Source organism: Arthrobacter sp. NPDC055585 (genome assembly GCF_053619115.1).
Genome location: NZ_JBSHIT010000003.1, coordinates 180554 through 195992 on the forward strand (window position 1 = coordinate 180554; position 15439 = coordinate 195992).

At 66.5% G+C, this 15439-nt stretch carries 13 protein-coding genes; 5 read left to right on the forward strand and 8 right to left on the reverse strand.

Going from position 1 to position 15439, the window contains the following annotated elements; genetic code table 11:
• Window positions 1-40: 40 nt before the first annotated feature.
• The 3 genes from ACWGQ2_RS07120 to ACWGQ2_RS07130 form a co-directional block, all read right to left on the reverse strand.
• Window positions 41-778 carry an SDR family oxidoreductase gene (locus ACWGQ2_RS07120; RefSeq protein WP_452015708.1) on the reverse strand — a complete coding sequence of 246 codons (738 nt, stop codon included), beginning with the start codon at window positions 776-778 and terminating at the stop codon, window positions 41-43.
• Between the two features lie 98 nt (window positions 779-876).
• A complete protein-coding gene (locus tag ACWGQ2_RS07125; RefSeq protein WP_452015710.1) occupies window positions 877-1968 on the reverse strand; it encodes a winged helix DNA-binding domain-containing protein in 1092 nt (363 codons plus the stop codon).
• Between the two features lie 37 nt (window positions 1969-2005).
• On the reverse strand, window positions 2006-3244 hold the full coding sequence (locus ACWGQ2_RS07130) for an ROK family protein (RefSeq protein WP_452015712.1): 1239 nt from the start codon (window positions 3242-3244) through the stop codon (window positions 2006-2008).
• Window positions 3245-3344: 100 nt separating this feature from the next.
• On the opposite strand from ACWGQ2_RS07130, the gene gap reads away from it, so the two are divergent.
• Complete coding sequence (gene gap / locus ACWGQ2_RS07135) at window positions 3345-4355, forward strand: type I glyceraldehyde-3-phosphate dehydrogenase (RefSeq protein WP_452015714.1); 1011 nt, start codon at window positions 3345-3347, stop codon at window positions 4353-4355.
• On the opposite strand, the gene ACWGQ2_RS07140 is transcribed toward gap, so the two are convergent.
• Window positions 4324-5700 (reverse strand): LssY C-terminal domain-containing protein, encoded by a 1377-nt coding sequence (locus ACWGQ2_RS07140; RefSeq protein ID WP_452015716.1) that lies wholly within the window; start codon window positions 5698-5700, stop codon window positions 4324-4326. The genes gap and ACWGQ2_RS07140 overlap by 32 nt on opposite strands.
• Window positions 5693-7324, reverse strand: a complete 1632-nt coding sequence (locus ACWGQ2_RS07145; RefSeq protein ID WP_452015718.1) for an SLC13 family permease — start codon at window positions 7322-7324, stop codon at window positions 5693-5695. The genes ACWGQ2_RS07140 and ACWGQ2_RS07145 overlap by 8 nt, the downstream gene beginning before the upstream one ends.
• A gap of 192 nt (window positions 7325-7516) precedes the next feature.
• Here ACWGQ2_RS07145 and ACWGQ2_RS07150 point away from each other — a divergent pair, with 192 nt between their 5' ends.
• A complete protein-coding gene (locus ACWGQ2_RS07150; protein ID WP_452015720.1) occupies window positions 7517-8587 on the forward strand; it encodes a tartrate dehydrogenase in 1071 nt (356 codons plus the stop codon).
• A gap of 2 nt (window positions 8588-8589) precedes the next feature.
• Here ACWGQ2_RS07150 and ACWGQ2_RS07155 read toward each other — a convergent pair whose 3' ends face one another.
• A complete protein-coding gene (locus ACWGQ2_RS07155; protein ID WP_452015722.1) occupies window positions 8590-10011 on the reverse strand; it encodes a cryptochrome/photolyase family protein in 1422 nt (473 codons plus the stop codon).
• Between the two features lie 266 nt (window positions 10012-10277).
• Between ACWGQ2_RS07155 and ACWGQ2_RS07160 the strand changes: the two genes are divergently transcribed.
• A complete protein-coding gene (locus ACWGQ2_RS07160; RefSeq protein ID WP_452016070.1) occupies window positions 10278-11990 on the forward strand; it encodes an MDR family MFS transporter in 1713 nt (570 codons plus the stop codon).
• Window positions 11987-12493 carry a MarR family winged helix-turn-helix transcriptional regulator gene (locus ACWGQ2_RS07165; RefSeq protein WP_452015724.1) on the forward strand — a complete coding sequence of 169 codons (507 nt, stop codon included), beginning with the start codon at window positions 11987-11989 and terminating at the stop codon, window positions 12491-12493. Before ACWGQ2_RS07160 ends, ACWGQ2_RS07165 begins: the two co-directional genes overlap by 4 nt.
• 59 nt (window positions 12494-12552) lie before the next feature.
• Here the strand turns inward: ACWGQ2_RS07165 and ACWGQ2_RS07170 are convergent, their stop codons facing one another.
• The gene (locus ACWGQ2_RS07170; RefSeq protein WP_452016072.1) at window positions 12553-14418 is read right to left on the reverse strand and encodes an ABC transporter ATP-binding protein; all 1866 of its coding nucleotides are present in this window, start codon (window positions 14416-14418) and stop codon (window positions 12553-12555) included.
• A gap of 186 nt (window positions 14419-14604) precedes the next feature.
• Between ACWGQ2_RS07170 and ACWGQ2_RS07175 the strand changes: the two genes are divergently transcribed.
• Window positions 14605-15087 (forward strand): GNAT family N-acetyltransferase, encoded by a 483-nt coding sequence (locus tag ACWGQ2_RS07175; RefSeq protein ID WP_452015726.1) that lies wholly within the window; start codon window positions 14605-14607, stop codon window positions 15085-15087.
• 21 nt (window positions 15088-15108) lie between these two features.
• Here the strand turns inward: ACWGQ2_RS07175 and ACWGQ2_RS07180 are convergent, their stop codons facing one another.
• Complete coding sequence (locus ACWGQ2_RS07180; RefSeq protein WP_452015728.1) at window positions 15109-15429, reverse strand: hypothetical protein; 321 nt, start codon at window positions 15427-15429, stop codon at window positions 15109-15111.
• Window positions 15430-15439: the final 10 nt, after the last annotated feature.

The window sequence follows — 15439 nt, forward strand, 5'->3', positions numbered from 1 at the left end:
GCCCTGCCGCCGGTCCTGGCGGCAGGGCCTCCCGGCTGGGCTAGTGCAGCTGTTTCCGCGGCCGGACCGTGATCTCGTTGAGTCCCACGCCCTCCGGCTGTGTGACCGCGAAGGCCACCACTGCGGCGACGTCCTCCGCAGTAATTGAAACTTCCGCGTAGGAGGCCTCAGTCCGTGCCCGCACCTGCGGGTCAGTGATGTGGCCGGGCAGTTCCGTCGCCACGGCACCAGGTTCGATGACGGTGACGCGCAAATCCGGCAGGAACTCCTTGCGGAGGCAGTCGGAGAATCCGATCAGGGCCCATTTGGTGGCGGCATATACCGCGTCACCGGGCCGGGTGGTCCGGCCGGCGACCGACGAGATGGTGACCGGGTCCCCTCTGCGCTCACGCAGCTGATCGAGGAAAACCTCTGTGGTGGTGATGGCGCCGAGAAGGTTCACGTTGACCATCGCCTCGTAGTCGGAATGGAGTTCCGGGCCGAACGGTCCCAGCAGCATTACGCCGGCATTGTTGACCAGGACGTCCGTGCCGCCCAGCTCGGCCCGCACCCGCCGGGCAGCCTCCACCAAATCATCGCGGCGGGTAACGTCCGCCTCCACCGCCAGCGCGCCGCGACCAAGCTCGGAAGCCAGGGCCTGAAGCCGGTCCAGCCGCCTGGCCAGCAGGGCAACTTGATAACCCTCCGCGTGCAGGGCACGCGCCGTCGCCGCACCTATGCCGGATGAGGCGCCGGTAATGACGGCGACCTTTCCCGTTCCATCTGATTCACTGCCCATGGTGCAGTCCCTCCGGTCAGTCCTGCGTCGGAATCGGTCCGTTCAACGCTAGCGGGACACAGCTGTCCCGGACAGGGACACCGGAATCCCGAGCCTGCTCAGGACCTATCGACGGTGACCGCGGTGCCCAGGAACCTCCCGTAACCGGCAGCCGCGCGTTCGACGGCGCTCCAGTCGCCGTCGCTCAGGGGCACGAACGGACTGAGCGTGACGGCCGTGCCGTTCCGGGTGGTTTTCCGGGACCACACTCCGGCCACCTTTCCGCGGAGCACCAGGGTTGGTTTGAAGACCCCGTTGCTGCCGGGGACGGTCAGCGGCGCATGTTCAGAAGCCAGTGCGGCGGTGCGGTCGGTGTATCCCAGAAGGTACTCATCGAATCCCGGGAGCAGGACAACGGGTTGCAGCTGTGAGGCATCGGCCTCTGGCTGCGCGGCCTGCCAGTAGGCAGCGCCGTCGTACTGCACCCCCTCCAGTTCGGCACCGCAGGCGGCGATTCCGCGCCGGACGGCGGTCACCGGGAGCTTGCTCCACCAGGTCAGGTCCGCAGTGGTGGCGGGGGACCGGCCGGCCAGATAGCGCCGGACCAGCTCAGCCAGGGCCTCGTCGCCGTCGAGGTTCCTGCGCCCTGTCACCCACTCCTCAAGAAGGGCAAACTGCTGCTCCGCCCCGTCGAACGGGCCCAGGACCGTGGTGCCCGTAATCGAAAGGTGCCACAGCAGGTGATAGCCCCGCTGGCCGGAAGTGGGGATGCCGGCGGACTCGAATCTGGCTAAGAGGTCCCTGCGGCCAAGTGCCCGGCCTCCGGCCAGCACTTCCTCGGCGGCCTCCCGGGCCCGTGCCAGGGTCTGCTCGTCGAGTTCGAGTTCTGCACGGCGCCGGGCAGCGGAACGCACCGTCCGCTCGGCTGTCAGGGCCAGGATCCAGTGCACGTCCTCGGCCGCCAAAACATGCAGGGTGCCGCGGAACGGCCAGGTCCGCACCAGTGTGCCGTCATTGAACGCGGCCCGCACCTCGTCCTGGGTGGCTCCCGTGCGTACGCCCAATGACCAGAGCACACCGGGGAGGTCCTGGCCCTGCAGTGCGAAGAGGCGGCTGGCAGCGGCGGGCGCGCCGTCGAGCCCGCCTTGCCTGCTCAGCGCCTGGCTGTGGGCGCGGCGCCGAAGCAGCTCAGTGCGGCCAATGGTTTCCATCCGTCCTCCGAGGTGCCGGTGCCAGTGCACCGCAAGTCTAGGCCGGAACGTCTGCCTCAGTGGCTGGACCCGCTGGCGCGCCGCCGCCGGGCCGGAGGTCAAGCAGCCGCGCCTCCACATGGTCCAGGGCGAGCCGGACAGCCCCGGTGGCAACCAGCATTTCGCCCAGCTCAGAGACCGCCAGCCGGGGCGGGTCCGGCACGTAGCGCGCCAGTTCGTCGGTCATGACCGGGAGCAGTGCCGTGGCGGAAGCAGCAACGGCTCCGCCGATCACAATCAGGCGGGGATCGAAGAACGTTGAAACCAGCGCCAGGACCCGGGCCATGCGTTTGCCGATCCGCTCAAGGATCTCCGCAGCTGTCTCATCGCCGGCCGCAGCCGCTTCGAAGACGTAACGGGCGGAAACACGGTTGGTGTGGGTGCCCACCAGCTGGCGGATCATTCCGTCGTGGCCGGCATCCAGTGCAGCGGTGCCCCAAAGCCTGGCGAGCTTGGCGATGCCGTCCTGGTTGCCGACGCCCTCCACCAGCTCCAGGCCGCCCATGGTTCCGGCGCGCCCCCGTGCGCCGTGAACGAGCCTGCCGGATTCGATGACACCGGTGCCCAGGCGTTCGCCGGCGAGGATTACGGCGAGGTTGCTCTCGTCCGCTCCGGTTCCGCGCCAGCGCTCGGCGAGGGCAGCCAGCTTGGCGTCGTTTTCGACGAGCACGGGCCAGCCGAAGCCTTCGCCGAACTCCTGGGTCAGGCCAAGGTCAAACATCGGAGCCAGTTCCTGTCCCGGTGCGATGGTGCCCTCCGGGGTGACCTGGGCGGCGATGCCCAGCGCAACGCCCAGCACGCTGGGTACGGGCACACCGGCGTCGTCGAGTGCTGCACGGGTGGCAGCAATGACATCGGACCTGCGGTCAGCCGGAGTGCCTCCGTGGTGCGGGAACCGCGACTCGGTTCCGCCAACCACGTTGCCGGCCAGGTCGGAAACCACCACCCGGACGGTGGCCAGGCCGACGTCGAGCCCCAGGACAAATCCGGCACTCTCATTGAACTCGAACCGGCGCGCGGGCCGCCCCTTCTGACCGCCCATTCGGGGAGACGCAGCCTCCCGCGCCCAGCCCCGGGCAATCAGGTCGTCGCAGACCGCAATCACCGTTGCGCGGGTCAGTCCGGTGGCTTCGATGAGATCCGTTCCGGTGGCAGAGGGAACAGTACGCAGCACATCAAGGACAGAGCGCAGATTGGTGCGGCGCAGCAGCTGCGGAGTGCTGGCGGAAACGTCCAAAGTTAGGGCCCCTTTGACGAGTGGCGGGAATAACAGCATAATTGTACTAGTTCATATATTTAGTCTCTAAATCTAATCCTCAAGCCTTCAGGAGGCCCTTGTGAGTATTCGAGTCGGAATCAACGGTTTTGGCCGCATCGGGCGCAATTTCCTCCGCGCCGCACTGCACAGCGAGAACGGATTCCAGGTTGTAGCCGTCAATGACCTGGCAGATCCGGAACAGCTGGCACACCTGCTCAAGTACGACTCGGTTGCGGGCCGCCTGGCTGAGGACGTGCGCGTCGTTGACGGTGACCTCCAGGTAGGCAACCAGACCATCAAGGTTCTGGCCGAGCGCGATCCGGGGAGCCTGCCCTGGCGTGACCTGGACGTTGACATCGTCATCGAATCCACCGGCCTGTTCACCAAGGCCGCCGACGCCGAGAAGCACATCGCCGCCGGCGCCCGCAAGGTCCTGATCTCCGCCCCGGCCAAGGACGAGGACTTCACCGTGGTGATGGGTGTGAACGACGGCGACTACGATCCCGAGAAGCACAACATCATCTCCAACGCGTCCTGCACCACCAACTGCCTTGCCCCGATGGCAGACGTGCTGAACCGTGAGTTCGGCATCGAGCAGGGCCTGATGACCACCATCCACGCCTACACTGCTGACCAGAAGCTGCAGGATTCCCCGCACCGGGATCTGCGCCGCGCCCGTGCAGCGGCCCTGAACGTGATTCCCACGTCCACCGGCGCAGCCAAGGCCATTGGCAAGGTCCTTCCGGAGCTCCAGGGCAAGCTGGACGGCTACGCCATGCGCGTTCCCGTCCCCACCGGCTCCGCTACGGACCTGACGGTCACGGTCAGCCGCGAAACCACGGTCGAAGAAGTGAACGAGGCCTTCCGTGCCGCCGCCGCTTCCGACCGCTGGTCCGGCATCCTCACGTTCACCGAAGATCCGATCGTCTCCTCGGACATCGTCGGGGATCCGGCATCCTGCATCTTTGACTCCGGCCTGACCAAGGTTCAGGGCAACCAGGTGAAGATCGTCGGATGGTACGACAACGAGTGGGGCTACTCCTCCCGCCTGGTGGACCTCACCGCACTGGTGGCCTCCAAGCTCCGCTAGCCCCCGGCGGCTCCGGCCGCCGCGAAAAACGCAGAAACCGCCGGTCCCCTCGGGGACGGCGGTTTCTGTTTGCCCGCCTGGCGTGGGAAAAGATCCGGGCACGGTCGCTGGAGAGTGCCAGCAGGATCAGCACATCCAGGGCGTAGGCCGGCCGGTCACTCTGCGGGATCTCGGCCGCATTTCCGGCAAAGAACGCAGTCACCTGCAGGATGATGGACACCGAACTCAGCGACATCGCTGTCAGCCGTGCCCAGTTGGTTCCGCGCAGGATCAGGAAAGCCAGAGTGCACTCGAAAAGGGAAAAGACCAGCAGGGCCACGCCGGCCGGAACGTACACCTCGGCACTGCTGAACAGCTCCCGGTCGCTTCCGGCGAGGTCTGCCACCCAGGTCCGTTCCGCTGAACCGGTAAACAACAGCCCCGCTACGGCCAGGGCCGCCAGCACGCGGAACAGCACGAGCACTGCTCCCACCAGCACCGGGGCCGGGAGCCGGAGCCGGTGGCGTGCATGCGCGCCGGACGCTACCGGGTGCGGCTTCAGCCGGGTTAGGTCAAGGACGGGCAGGTTTCCGTCCGTGCGGATGGTGTCCCCGCCGCCGTTGCGTGAGTGGTAGCCGGAGGAAAAATCCTGGATTACCGAGACCGCAGCCGCGGGGGAGGCGCCCAGCACTGACTTCACCACATGGTCGCGTTCGCCGTCGATGTCTTCACTGATCCGATGCGTGACCTGGAGCGTGAAGTAGGAAAGCCCCACGGCGCGGTCGTAGGAGGCAGCGGCCAGCCAGTCCACCGCGATGCCGCCGGGCAGCTTCCAGCCGGCCGGGCACTTCCAGAAGCGGATATGGTGCCGCTTGCCGGGATTGCCGTCCACTTCCTGCTGGTAGGCGAAGTCCTGCTGGCGTTCGAAGAGGAAGAGCGGGGACACCGGTGCCGCGTCGTAGCTGCGGCGCAGCAGCGTGGCGGTGACGATCCGTCGGCTGCTGGCCAGGTTCACGGGATCAGCCATGGTCCAGCCCGCGGTCCGCATGGCGGCGTGCACCTGCCCGGACTGTCCGTTCAGGGCAAGGTTCACCGGATCACCGAACAGTCCGTCGCTGGTCCGGGTGCGTCCCATGAAGTAGTCCGGCAGATAGATCCGGGTCAGTATCCGGTGGATCCGCGGGAGCACCAGGTAAGCCAGTGCGGCCCAGAAGAACACCAGGAACCACCAGCGCCGGACGTTCAGGCTTTCATCCAGGAGCAGTGAGGCGAACCAGACTGCTGCCGCGCCGCCGAAAATGAAGAAGGCCCAGTCAACCCCGGCTTCCAGCGAAGCCCGGCGTGTGCGTTGTACGGGCTCAGGCACCGATCCCGACCAGGCCAACCATAAGCGGCAGCAGCGCGATGATCAGCGCTGCACCCAGAATGTCGAACACCAGGCCGGTGCGGATCATCCGCGTGATCGGCACGGCGCCGGAGCCGTAAACAATGGCGTTCTGCGGAGTGGACACCGGCAGCATAAAGCCGAACGACGCAGCGAAGGTCGCCGCCAGGGCCGGAACAAACGGGTCCAGGCCCATGGCCGTGCACAGCGGAATAACGATCGGAACCACGACGGCGGCGGAGGCAGTATTGCTGGTCGTCTCAGAAATCAGGATGGCCAGCAGCGTGGAGAACGCGGTGATGGCGAAGATGCTGGTGATGCCCAGGCTGTCCGAGGCGGCGCGGCCGATGGTTTCCGCCAGACCGGTCTCGGCCAGCAGGGCGCCGAAGATGATGCCGGTACCGAAGAGCAGGATGGTTCCCCAGTCGATCTTGGCGGCGTCAGTCCACGTCAGGGTTGCCTTGCGTTCCTTCCAGCTGGTGGGAAGGATGAACAGCAGCGAGGCACCGAGCACAGCCACGATGCCCTCATCCAGCCGGTCATCGAGGAAGGCGTAGGCCTCCGACTCCGTTCCGGCCACCAGGGACGCGACCGCCGGAGCCAGCCACAGGACCACCGTGGTGCCGAAGGCAATGAGCGTGTTGATTTCCGCCCGGCGCATCTTCCCGTGCTTGGCCTTCTGCTCCCGGATGTACTCCTCCACACCTTCGATCCGGCGCACCTCGGGGCGGTTCAGCAGGAACATGACCAGTGCGAGGATCACGAACATGCCCAGGCACAGCGGCGCGGCTGCGGCCATCCACTGGGCGAAGGAGATCCGTTCCCCGGTGGCCTCCTCGATCAGGCCGCGGCCGATCAGGTTCGGCGGCGAGCCGACCGGGGTCAGGAGCCCGCCCACGCTCGCCCCGTAGGCCAGCATCAGCAGCAGGGCCGCGCCCACCCGCAGCCGCAGCGGATCAAAGTCCGGTTTCACTTCTCCGCGGTCCTGCATCAGCTTGGCGATCACCACCAGGATGCCCAGCGCCGTCGGAAGCAGCATGGCCACCGTGGCCGTGTTGGAGACGAAGGCCGAGAGCAGGCAGGTAATCGCGCCGAAGGCGATGATCACCCGGTACGTTGACCGCCCTACCCCGGGGAGGGAGAGCACCGCGAACGCCAGCCGCTGCGCCAGGCCGTGCTTCAGCATTGCCTGCGCCAGGATAAAAGCGCCGATGAAGGTGAAGATGGTGGTTGAACCGAAGGGTGCCAGTACCGCCGTCGACGGCGCCACCCCCAGGATGACGACGGCGGCAACTCCAATCAGTCCGCCAATCGGAATCGGCACCGGCTCGCAGATCCACAGGACAATGACCCCCAGCAGGATGGCGGCCAGCAGCTGCTGGGTGGAATCCATGTTCGAAGGCCAGAGGGCAAAGATGATGGTGACCGCCGGGGCAAGGAAAAACCCGATGGTCTGCCGGGCCCGTTCGAAGCGCTCTTCGCGCGGGGACAGCGTCTGCTCGCTCAAGGTCCGGAAGGTGCGTCCGCCCAGCAGTGCCGCTTCGACGTCGGTTCGGGCCGGGGGCTGCCCGCCGCCTGTCCGTGAGGGGGAGAGATCCTGGGACATCCTTGCCTCCGTTGGCCGGCACGGGTGATGTGCAGCCAAAGGTAGTCCCGTCCCGGCCCGGGCTGGAAGGGCAGCCGTGCGCTTTTCGGGCTGGCCGCGGGAACTTAGGTACCCGGATGTGGAATCGGCTAGGCTCCCGGGTCCAGGGGGCCCCAGATCCGGCCCGGGGCGCGGACGGAGGGGAGAGGGCAGATGGAACGCAGGTTTCGGATCGCAGTGATTCCGGGTGACGGAATTGGAGCCGAGGTGATCGCTGCCGGGCAGCAGGTGCTTGAAGCCCTGGCCGCCACCGCCCGCAGCTTCGGTTTCGAGTGGATCCACTACCCATGGGGCAGCGCGTACTACGCGGAGCACGGCGTGATGATGGACCCCAAGGGCCTGGAAATGCTGCAGGACTCGGACGCGATTTACTTCGGGGCGGTTGGCTGGGAGAACGTTCCGGACCACACCAGCCTGTGGGGCCTGCGGCTGAACATCACCCAGAACTTCGATCAGTGGGCAAACATCCGCCCGGTGAAGTTCCTGACTGGCATCGATTCACCGCTGCGCATGGACACCTCGGAGCTGGACTGGATTGTGGTGCGGGAGAATTCCGAGGGGGAGTACGCCGGGCTAGGCGGACGTAACCTCTCCGGCCGCGGACCGGGCAATGAAGTGGCGGTGCAAACAGCCCTGTTTACCGACACCGGCTGTGAGCGGATCATCCGGTTCGCCTTTGACCTGGCGCTGACCCGGAACGTTCCCAAGGTCTCCGCGGTCACCAAATCGAACGCCCAGCAGTACGGCATGGTCCTTTGGGACGAAGTGTTCCGCCGGGTCGCCGCCGACTACCCGGCAGTCGAAACCGAGAGTGTGCTGGTGGATGCGATGAGCGCCCGGTTTGTGCTAGCCCCGCAGAGCCTGTCCGTGGTGGTCGCCTCGAACCTGTTCGCGGACATCCTCTCTGACCTGGGTTCCGCGCTGGCCGGCAGCCTGGGCCTGGCAGCCAGCGCCAACCTGAATCCCGAGCGCCGGTTTCCGTCCATGTTTGAACCGGTCCACGGATCCGCTCCGGACATCGCCGGCCGCGGCATCGCCAATCCCGTGGGAGCGATCGCCAGCGCCGCGCTGATGGTGGACCACCTGGGGCTTCCCGGGGAGGCCCGCAGACTGGAGGCTGCGATCGCGGCCGTGGCGGCGTCGGGCATCAAGACACGGGACGTCGGCGGCACCGCCGGAACGCAGGAAGTCACCGACGCCGTGATCGCTGCCCTGGCGGAGTGAAGTCAGCGGATGCTTTCGTAGGCGTCCAGGGCGTGCCGGCGGGATTCCTTCAGGTCCACCAGCGGCTCGGGATAGCCCGGGGTCAGGGCATCGGGCACCCAGCGGGAGATGTAGGCGGCGTCGGGATCAAAGCGCTTCGCCTGCGTTTCCGGATTGAAGATCCGGAAGAAGGGAGCGGCGTCCGCGCCGGATCCTGCAACCCACTGCCAGTTGGCCGGATTGCTCGCAGGGTCTGCGTCCACAAGGGTCTCCCAGAACCATTCCTCGCCTACCCGCCAATGGATGCCCAGGTTCTTGATCAGGAAGCTGGCGGCGACCATCCGCACCCGGTTGTGCATCCAGCCCATGCTCCAGAGCTGCCGCTGGCCGGCGTCAACGAGCGGAATCCCGGTGAGCCCGGCCTTCCACGCATCGAGCGCATCCAGGTTCTCAGGCCTGGATTCCGACGGCGATGTGTCCACCGGCTTTCCGCGCAGCACCGGCGGGGTCTGCGGACCAGCAGCCTCGGGGTACTCCCAGGGAAAGGCGTCGAACGCCGGCCTCAGGTTCTGAGTGGCCAGGTCCGGATTGTGGAAGAGCTGGTGCCAGCAGAACTCGCGCCAGCCGATTTCGGTGCCGAACACATCGGGTCCGGGACCGTTCCCCCGGACCCGGGCCAGCGCATGCCAAACCTGGAACGGGCTCACATGCCCCCACCGCAGATAGGGGGAGAGCCGGCTGGTTCCGGGCTTCGCCGGACGGTCGCGGCCGTCGTCGTAATCCTGCACCGGCCCGGCCAGGAAGTCCTCAAGCGCCTGCAGCCCTGCTTCTTCGCCCGGGGTCCAGGCTTCAGCCAGGCCGGCTGACCAGTCGGGGTGCGCCGGCAGCAGGTTCCAGTCCGCCAGGTCCTCTCCGGCGGGCACATTGTCCGGTTGCCTGGCCGCCTTGCCGGGGGCACCCAGCGGGGCGCGGAAATCCATCGCTGACACCGTGCGCCAGAACGGCGTGAAGACCCGGTACGGTCCGCCTCCGCCGGTGCGGACCGTCCACGGCTCATGCAGCAGCGATGCCTGGAAACTCTCCGCATGGACGTTGTTGTCCACGGCCCATTCCTTGATTTCAGTGTCCACCTCGCGTTCCGGGCCGCCGTAGCGCCGGTTCCAGAAGAGGTGGTCAGCGCCGGTCTCCTGTACAAAGCGGGGCACGGTCGATGCGGCTGCGCCCCGGAGCAGGACCAATGGAATGTCCAGTGCTTCGAGGTCAGTCCGGAGGTCCGCCAGGGCGTGGTGCAGCCACCATTTCGCGGCGGAACCGAGGGGGCGGATGCCCGGTGATTCCTGGTCCAGGACATAGAGTGCGACGGCGCTGCCTTCGTGTGCTGCTGCCAGCAGCGCGGGGTTATCCGCCGTCCGCAGGTCGTCGCGGAACCAGGCAATGGAGACCACGGGCGGGTCCTTTCTCAGAATGTCCGTCAGTACAGACCCTACCCGCGGCCGGGGCCGGGCAGGGATGATTCACGTTCCGGTCAGTCTTGGAACCGCACCGTGTGTTCTTCGGCACGAAAGTAGTTGTCTAAGGCAACCAGTTGTATAGTTGACCTAAATCAACTATCAGCAGGAGTCCGATGCCCCCCGCAGTTAATACCTCCACCCCGCCGCAGAAGCCCACAAAGTCGAAAACGCCCAAACGGACGGTTTCACCCGACGGAACCATGACGCACCGTCAGGTGCTTGAGTCCCTTTCCGGGCTGCTTCTGGGCATGTTCGTCTCGATCCTGGCGGGAACGGTGGTGTCCACGTCGCTGCCGCTGATCATCTCGGACCTCGACGGCGACCAGTCGGCATACACCTGGGTGGTCACCGGAACACTGCTCGCGACGACGGTTTCGACGCCGCTGTGGGGCAAGTTCGCGGACCTGTTTAACCGGAAGCTGCTCATCCAGCTGGCACTGGGCATCTTTGTGCTCGGTTCTGCGCTGGCCGGTTTCTCGCAGGACACCGGCACGCTCATCGTCTTCCGTGTCCTTCAGGGCCTGGGTGCCGGCGGACTCGCAGCACTGAGCCAGATCATCATGGCGGACATCATCAGCCCGCGTGACCGCGGCAAGTACGCCGGACTCTTTGGCGCCGTCATGGCCGTCGGTACCGTCGGCGGCCCGCTGCTTGGCGGCGTCGTTACTGATGCCTTTGGCTGGCGCTGGAACTTCTTCATCGCCCTTCCCGTGGCGATCGCCGCAATCATCCTGCTGCAGCTCACCCTGCACCTGCCCAAGCACGCCAAGCGCAAGGTCCACATCGACTACCTCGGCGCAGTCCTGATCGCCGGCGGCGTTTCGCTGCTGATGATCTGGGTAACCCTGGCAGGCAACCAGTTTGAGTGGGCCTCCCTGGCGTCCTTCCTGATGGTTGCCGGGTCCGCCGTCCTGCTGATCGCAGCCGTCCTGGTGGAGTTCAAGTCCCCGGAGCCGATCATCCCGCTGTCCATGTTCAAGAACCGCACGTTCACGCTTGCCGTCGTGGCGAGCATCTCGGTGGGCGTTTCGATGTTCGGCACCTCGGTGTTCCTGGCCCAGTACATGCAGCTGGCCCGCGGCGCTACGCCCACGCAGTCCGGCCTGCTGACCATTCCCATGATGGCCGGCCTGCTGATCGCGTCCACCCTCTTTGGCGGCATCATCAGCCGGACCGGCAAGTGGAAGGCCATCATGATCTCCGGCGGCGTGCTCACCGTGATGGGAACCATCCTGCTGGGCACGCTGACGTATGAAACCAGCCTGGTGTTGGTGGGCGTCTACATGGCCGTGCTCGGCGCCGGTCTGGGCATGCTGATGCAGAACCTGGTGCTGGTGGTCCAGAACTCCATCGAGGTGAAGAACCTGGGCGTCGCAACCAGCGCCGTCACGTTCTTCCGCAGCCTTGGCGGCACCGTGGGCGTTTCAGTCCTGGGATCTGTGCTCGGCACGATCGTGTCTTCGCAGATCAAGGACGGCATCACTGCCCTCGCTCCTGCTGACCAGGCAGCCGCGGCGGCGGCCCTCGGCAGTGGCAGCATCCCGAAGATCTCCGAACTGCCCCCCGCGATCGCCACACTGGTGGAAAGCGCCTACGGAGTCGGCGTCGGTCACGTGTTCATGTACAGCGTGCCGCTGGCCGTCATCACCCTGATTGCCGTGGTTTTCCTGCCGAACGCCAAGCTGGGCCGCCAGAATGCCGTGCAGCTGAAGAACGCTGCTGCTGCCAAGGCGGCTGCCGGCCGCCCAGCAGCGGCGGGCGAAGACACCGCCCCAGGGGACGCTAAGTCAGAGCGCGCGGTTGAGGCGGAATCCGCTGAACATGCGCTCTCAGGGGCGGCAACCGGATCCGTCGGTCTGGTTGACCCGTCCGCTCCCTCTGCCCAGCCGGGTGCGGAACGCGCCGGAAAATGAACAAGCCCTCCCGTGAACAGGCGCAGCGCGAGGTTGAGCAGAACCTCCGCCTGCTCACCGAGGTTGTCCGCACCAGGATGCGCGAGGCCGCCCGGGCAGTGGATCCATCGCTGTCCCTGTTCGGGCTGAAGGTACTCCAACTGCTCAAACGGTCCGGGCCGCTGCACTCAGGTGCTGTGGCTGAACAGCTGGTGGTGGACAAGAGTGTCATCAGCCGGCAGTCGCGCCAGCTGGAGACACTGGGCCTGATCGAAGTCCAGCCTGACCCCGCCGACGGCCGCGCCCGGGTACTGGTGCTGACGCCGGCCGCCGCCGAACGGGTGACAGCCGTGCAGACGGGGATCATGCTCGATCCGGCCGTGCTGGGCTCCTGGTCCACCGAGGACCTGCACCGGTTCGCCGGCTACCTTGCCCGGCTCGGCGGCGGGCATCCAGGGATCAGCGAGTCCCTGGCCCGGCAGGAGGCACAGGGTTCGACGGCGGTGCTGGAGGAACCTGCCTAGGCGCACGTCCCGGCATAAACAGCAGAAGGCCAGCCCAGCAGGGCTAGCCTTCTGCTGTTCTAGTTCAACGCGGGCGCCTCGGCCCGGCGTGCGGCCAGCCGGGCAAACGGTCCGTCGGCCGCTGCCAGTTCGGCCGGAGTTCCCTGCTCCACGATCTGCCCGGCGTCCAGCACCACCACCTGGTCAGCGTTCTGCACCGTGGAGAGCCGGTGCGCGATGGTGAGCGTCGTCCGGCCCGCTGAGAGTCTTTCCAGTGCCAGCTGCACCTGGGCTTCCGTGGTGTTGTCCAAGGCCGAGGTGGCTTCGTCCAGCACCAGGACCGGGGGATTGCGGAGGATGGTCCGTGCGATCGCCAAACGCTGCTGCTCTCCGCCGGAGAAGCGGTGGCCGCGGGCGCCGACCAGTGTGTCCAGCCCTTCCGGAAGTGCGCCGATCGCGTCAGCAATCTGCGCTGCAGCGAGTGCCTTCAGCAGCTCTTCATCGGAGGCATCGGGTTTGGCCAGCAGCAGGTTGTCCCGCACCGAGGCATGGATCAGGTACGTCTCCTGCGACACCACACCCACAATCCGGGAGAGGTCTTCCGCCGCCAGCTGGGCCACGTCAACACCGTCGATGGTGACCCGGCCGTGTCCGGGATCGTTCAGCCGCGGAACCAGCGAGGCAAGCGTCGACTTGCCGGATCCGGTGGCGCCCACCACCGCGGTGGTTGTTCCCGGCGCCAGCGTCAGGTGAATGCCGCGCAGGACCGCTGTGCCGCCGTCGTACGCAAATTCCACGTCCTCAAAACGGACCTCGCCGCGGACCCGGTCCGGATCCAGCCGCACCGGATGCTCCGGCGCCTTCAGCTGCGGCTCCAGGTCGAGGTATTCAAAGATGCGGCTGAAGAAGGCCAGGGCGGTGACCCACTGGACGCCAATGTCCAGCAGGCCCATCACGGGCCGGAATACCGCGGCCTGCAGCCCCGTGAAGGCGACCAGCGTTCCGATCGTCATGCCGCCGCTCGTGGCCGGGAAACCTGCGGCCAGGTAAATCACGGCGGGGATTGCCGCGAAGACCACCTGCATGGTGGCCATGCGCCAGCGTCCGGCGAGCTGGCTCCGCAGTTCCAGACCCACCAGGTTCTCCGAGCGGGCGGTGAAACGTGCGGCGTCGCGCGGGATGGTTCCCAGCGTTTTGGCGAGCCGGACGCCGGAGACGGAGAGGCCTTCTTCGACCTGGGTATGCAGGGCGGCGAGTTCGCGCTGGCGTTCGTCGGTGACCGTGCGCCGGAGCCGGGCGACCTTGCGGGAAAGCCAGATGGCGGGCGGCAACACTACCAGGGAAATCAGGCTGAGTCCGGGGGAGAGGGCCACCATGGCGGCGGCCGTGGCGATCGTGGCGGTGAGGTTCGCTGCCACGCCCGTCGCCGTCGTCGTGACCACGGACTGCATGCCGGAAATGTCGTGCGTGAGGCGGGACTGGACCTCGCCGCCGCGGGTGCGGGTGAAGAAACCCAGGGACTGCGCCTGCAGGTGGGTGAAGAGCTTCACCCGCAGGGTGTGCATGACGCGCTGGCCCATTTTGGTGGCCAGCCAGGTCTGCACGACGCCGATCGCGCTGGTCAGCGCCGCGACGCCGACCATCGAGGCCGTGAGGAAGACCAGCAGTCGGAGGTTCTGGCTGGGCAGCGCGTCGTCGATCACGGCGCGGACCAGGAACGGCTGGGCGAGGTTGACGACCGATGCTGCGGAGATCAGGGCAATAACGACGGCGATCGTCCGCTTGTGCGGTGCGAACAGTGCGGCGATGCGGCGCAGGCTGACCGGATGGCGGTTCAGTTGCTTCTTATCTGCCGGGTTTAGGCGGGCCGGTCCGCGTCCGCCGCCACCGCCGCCTCCTCCGCCCGGTCCGGAGGTGCCGGGCACGGCGCCGGGACCGTCGGGCATTCCGGCGCCTGGGCGTTCGCGGGTGTTGGGTAGGGCCAAAGGTTCCTCCTTGTGCGAATCCGGGTCTGCGCGGTGGCGTCAGTCGACCGGATATATAGAGGTTACCTCATTATGTGGTTAGTGGGCAGATGTGAGTGTGATGTCACAGAAGGTGTGAAGTGGGCAGCTGCCCGTAGTTTGAACGGTATGACGATCTCGGTGTGCCGCGCGGATTTTTCTGATCCGCGCCTGGCTTCCTTCCTGCAGTCCCACCTGGATGAAATGCGGCCCACTGCGCCGGCCGAGAGCCGGCATGCCCTGGACCTGAACGCTCTCAGCCAGCCGTCTGTTCGACTGTGGGTAGCCTGGGACGGAGAATCCATCGCCGCGACAGGTGCCCTCGCAGCTCTGGAACCGGGGCACGAGGAACTCAAGTCAATGCGCACGGCTCCCGGGTTGCGTGGCCGGGGGCTGGGCCGGTTGATGCTGGACCATCTGCTGGAGGATGCAGCCGGCAGGTCCGTTCAGCGGATTTCTCTGGAGACCGGAAGCATGGACTTCTTCGCTCCGGCTCGCCGGCTCTATGCGAGTGCCGGGTTCGTGGTGTGCCCTCCCTTCGGCGAGTACCGGGAGGATCCGAACAGTGTCTTTATGAGCCTGGCCCTTTTCAGCCCGCCGAAACCCGCCTAGTCGCGGATCGGCCGGTCACACCTAGGCATCCGGGCTATTCCGCCGCCGGAACGCCTCATACTCCCTCTTTCGCGCTTCGAGCTCTTCCTCGTACGCCATGGCCTGCCGGCGCTGCTCCTCCTCTTCCCGCTGTTTGTCCGCCAGTCGGTCGGAGGATCGCCACTGAGCTCGGTGGATGTAGAGAATCACCGCCAATATGATCCCGACTAGGAGAGTTAGCAGAGCCACGGGCAGCGGAACATCGGCTTTGACCAAGCGGACTACCCCCAGTGGAATCAGCCATCCGATCAGGAAACCGGCAAAGCTCCAGACCGGCCGGGGGAGCTTCAGGAACTCTCGCAAAGGGTCTCCT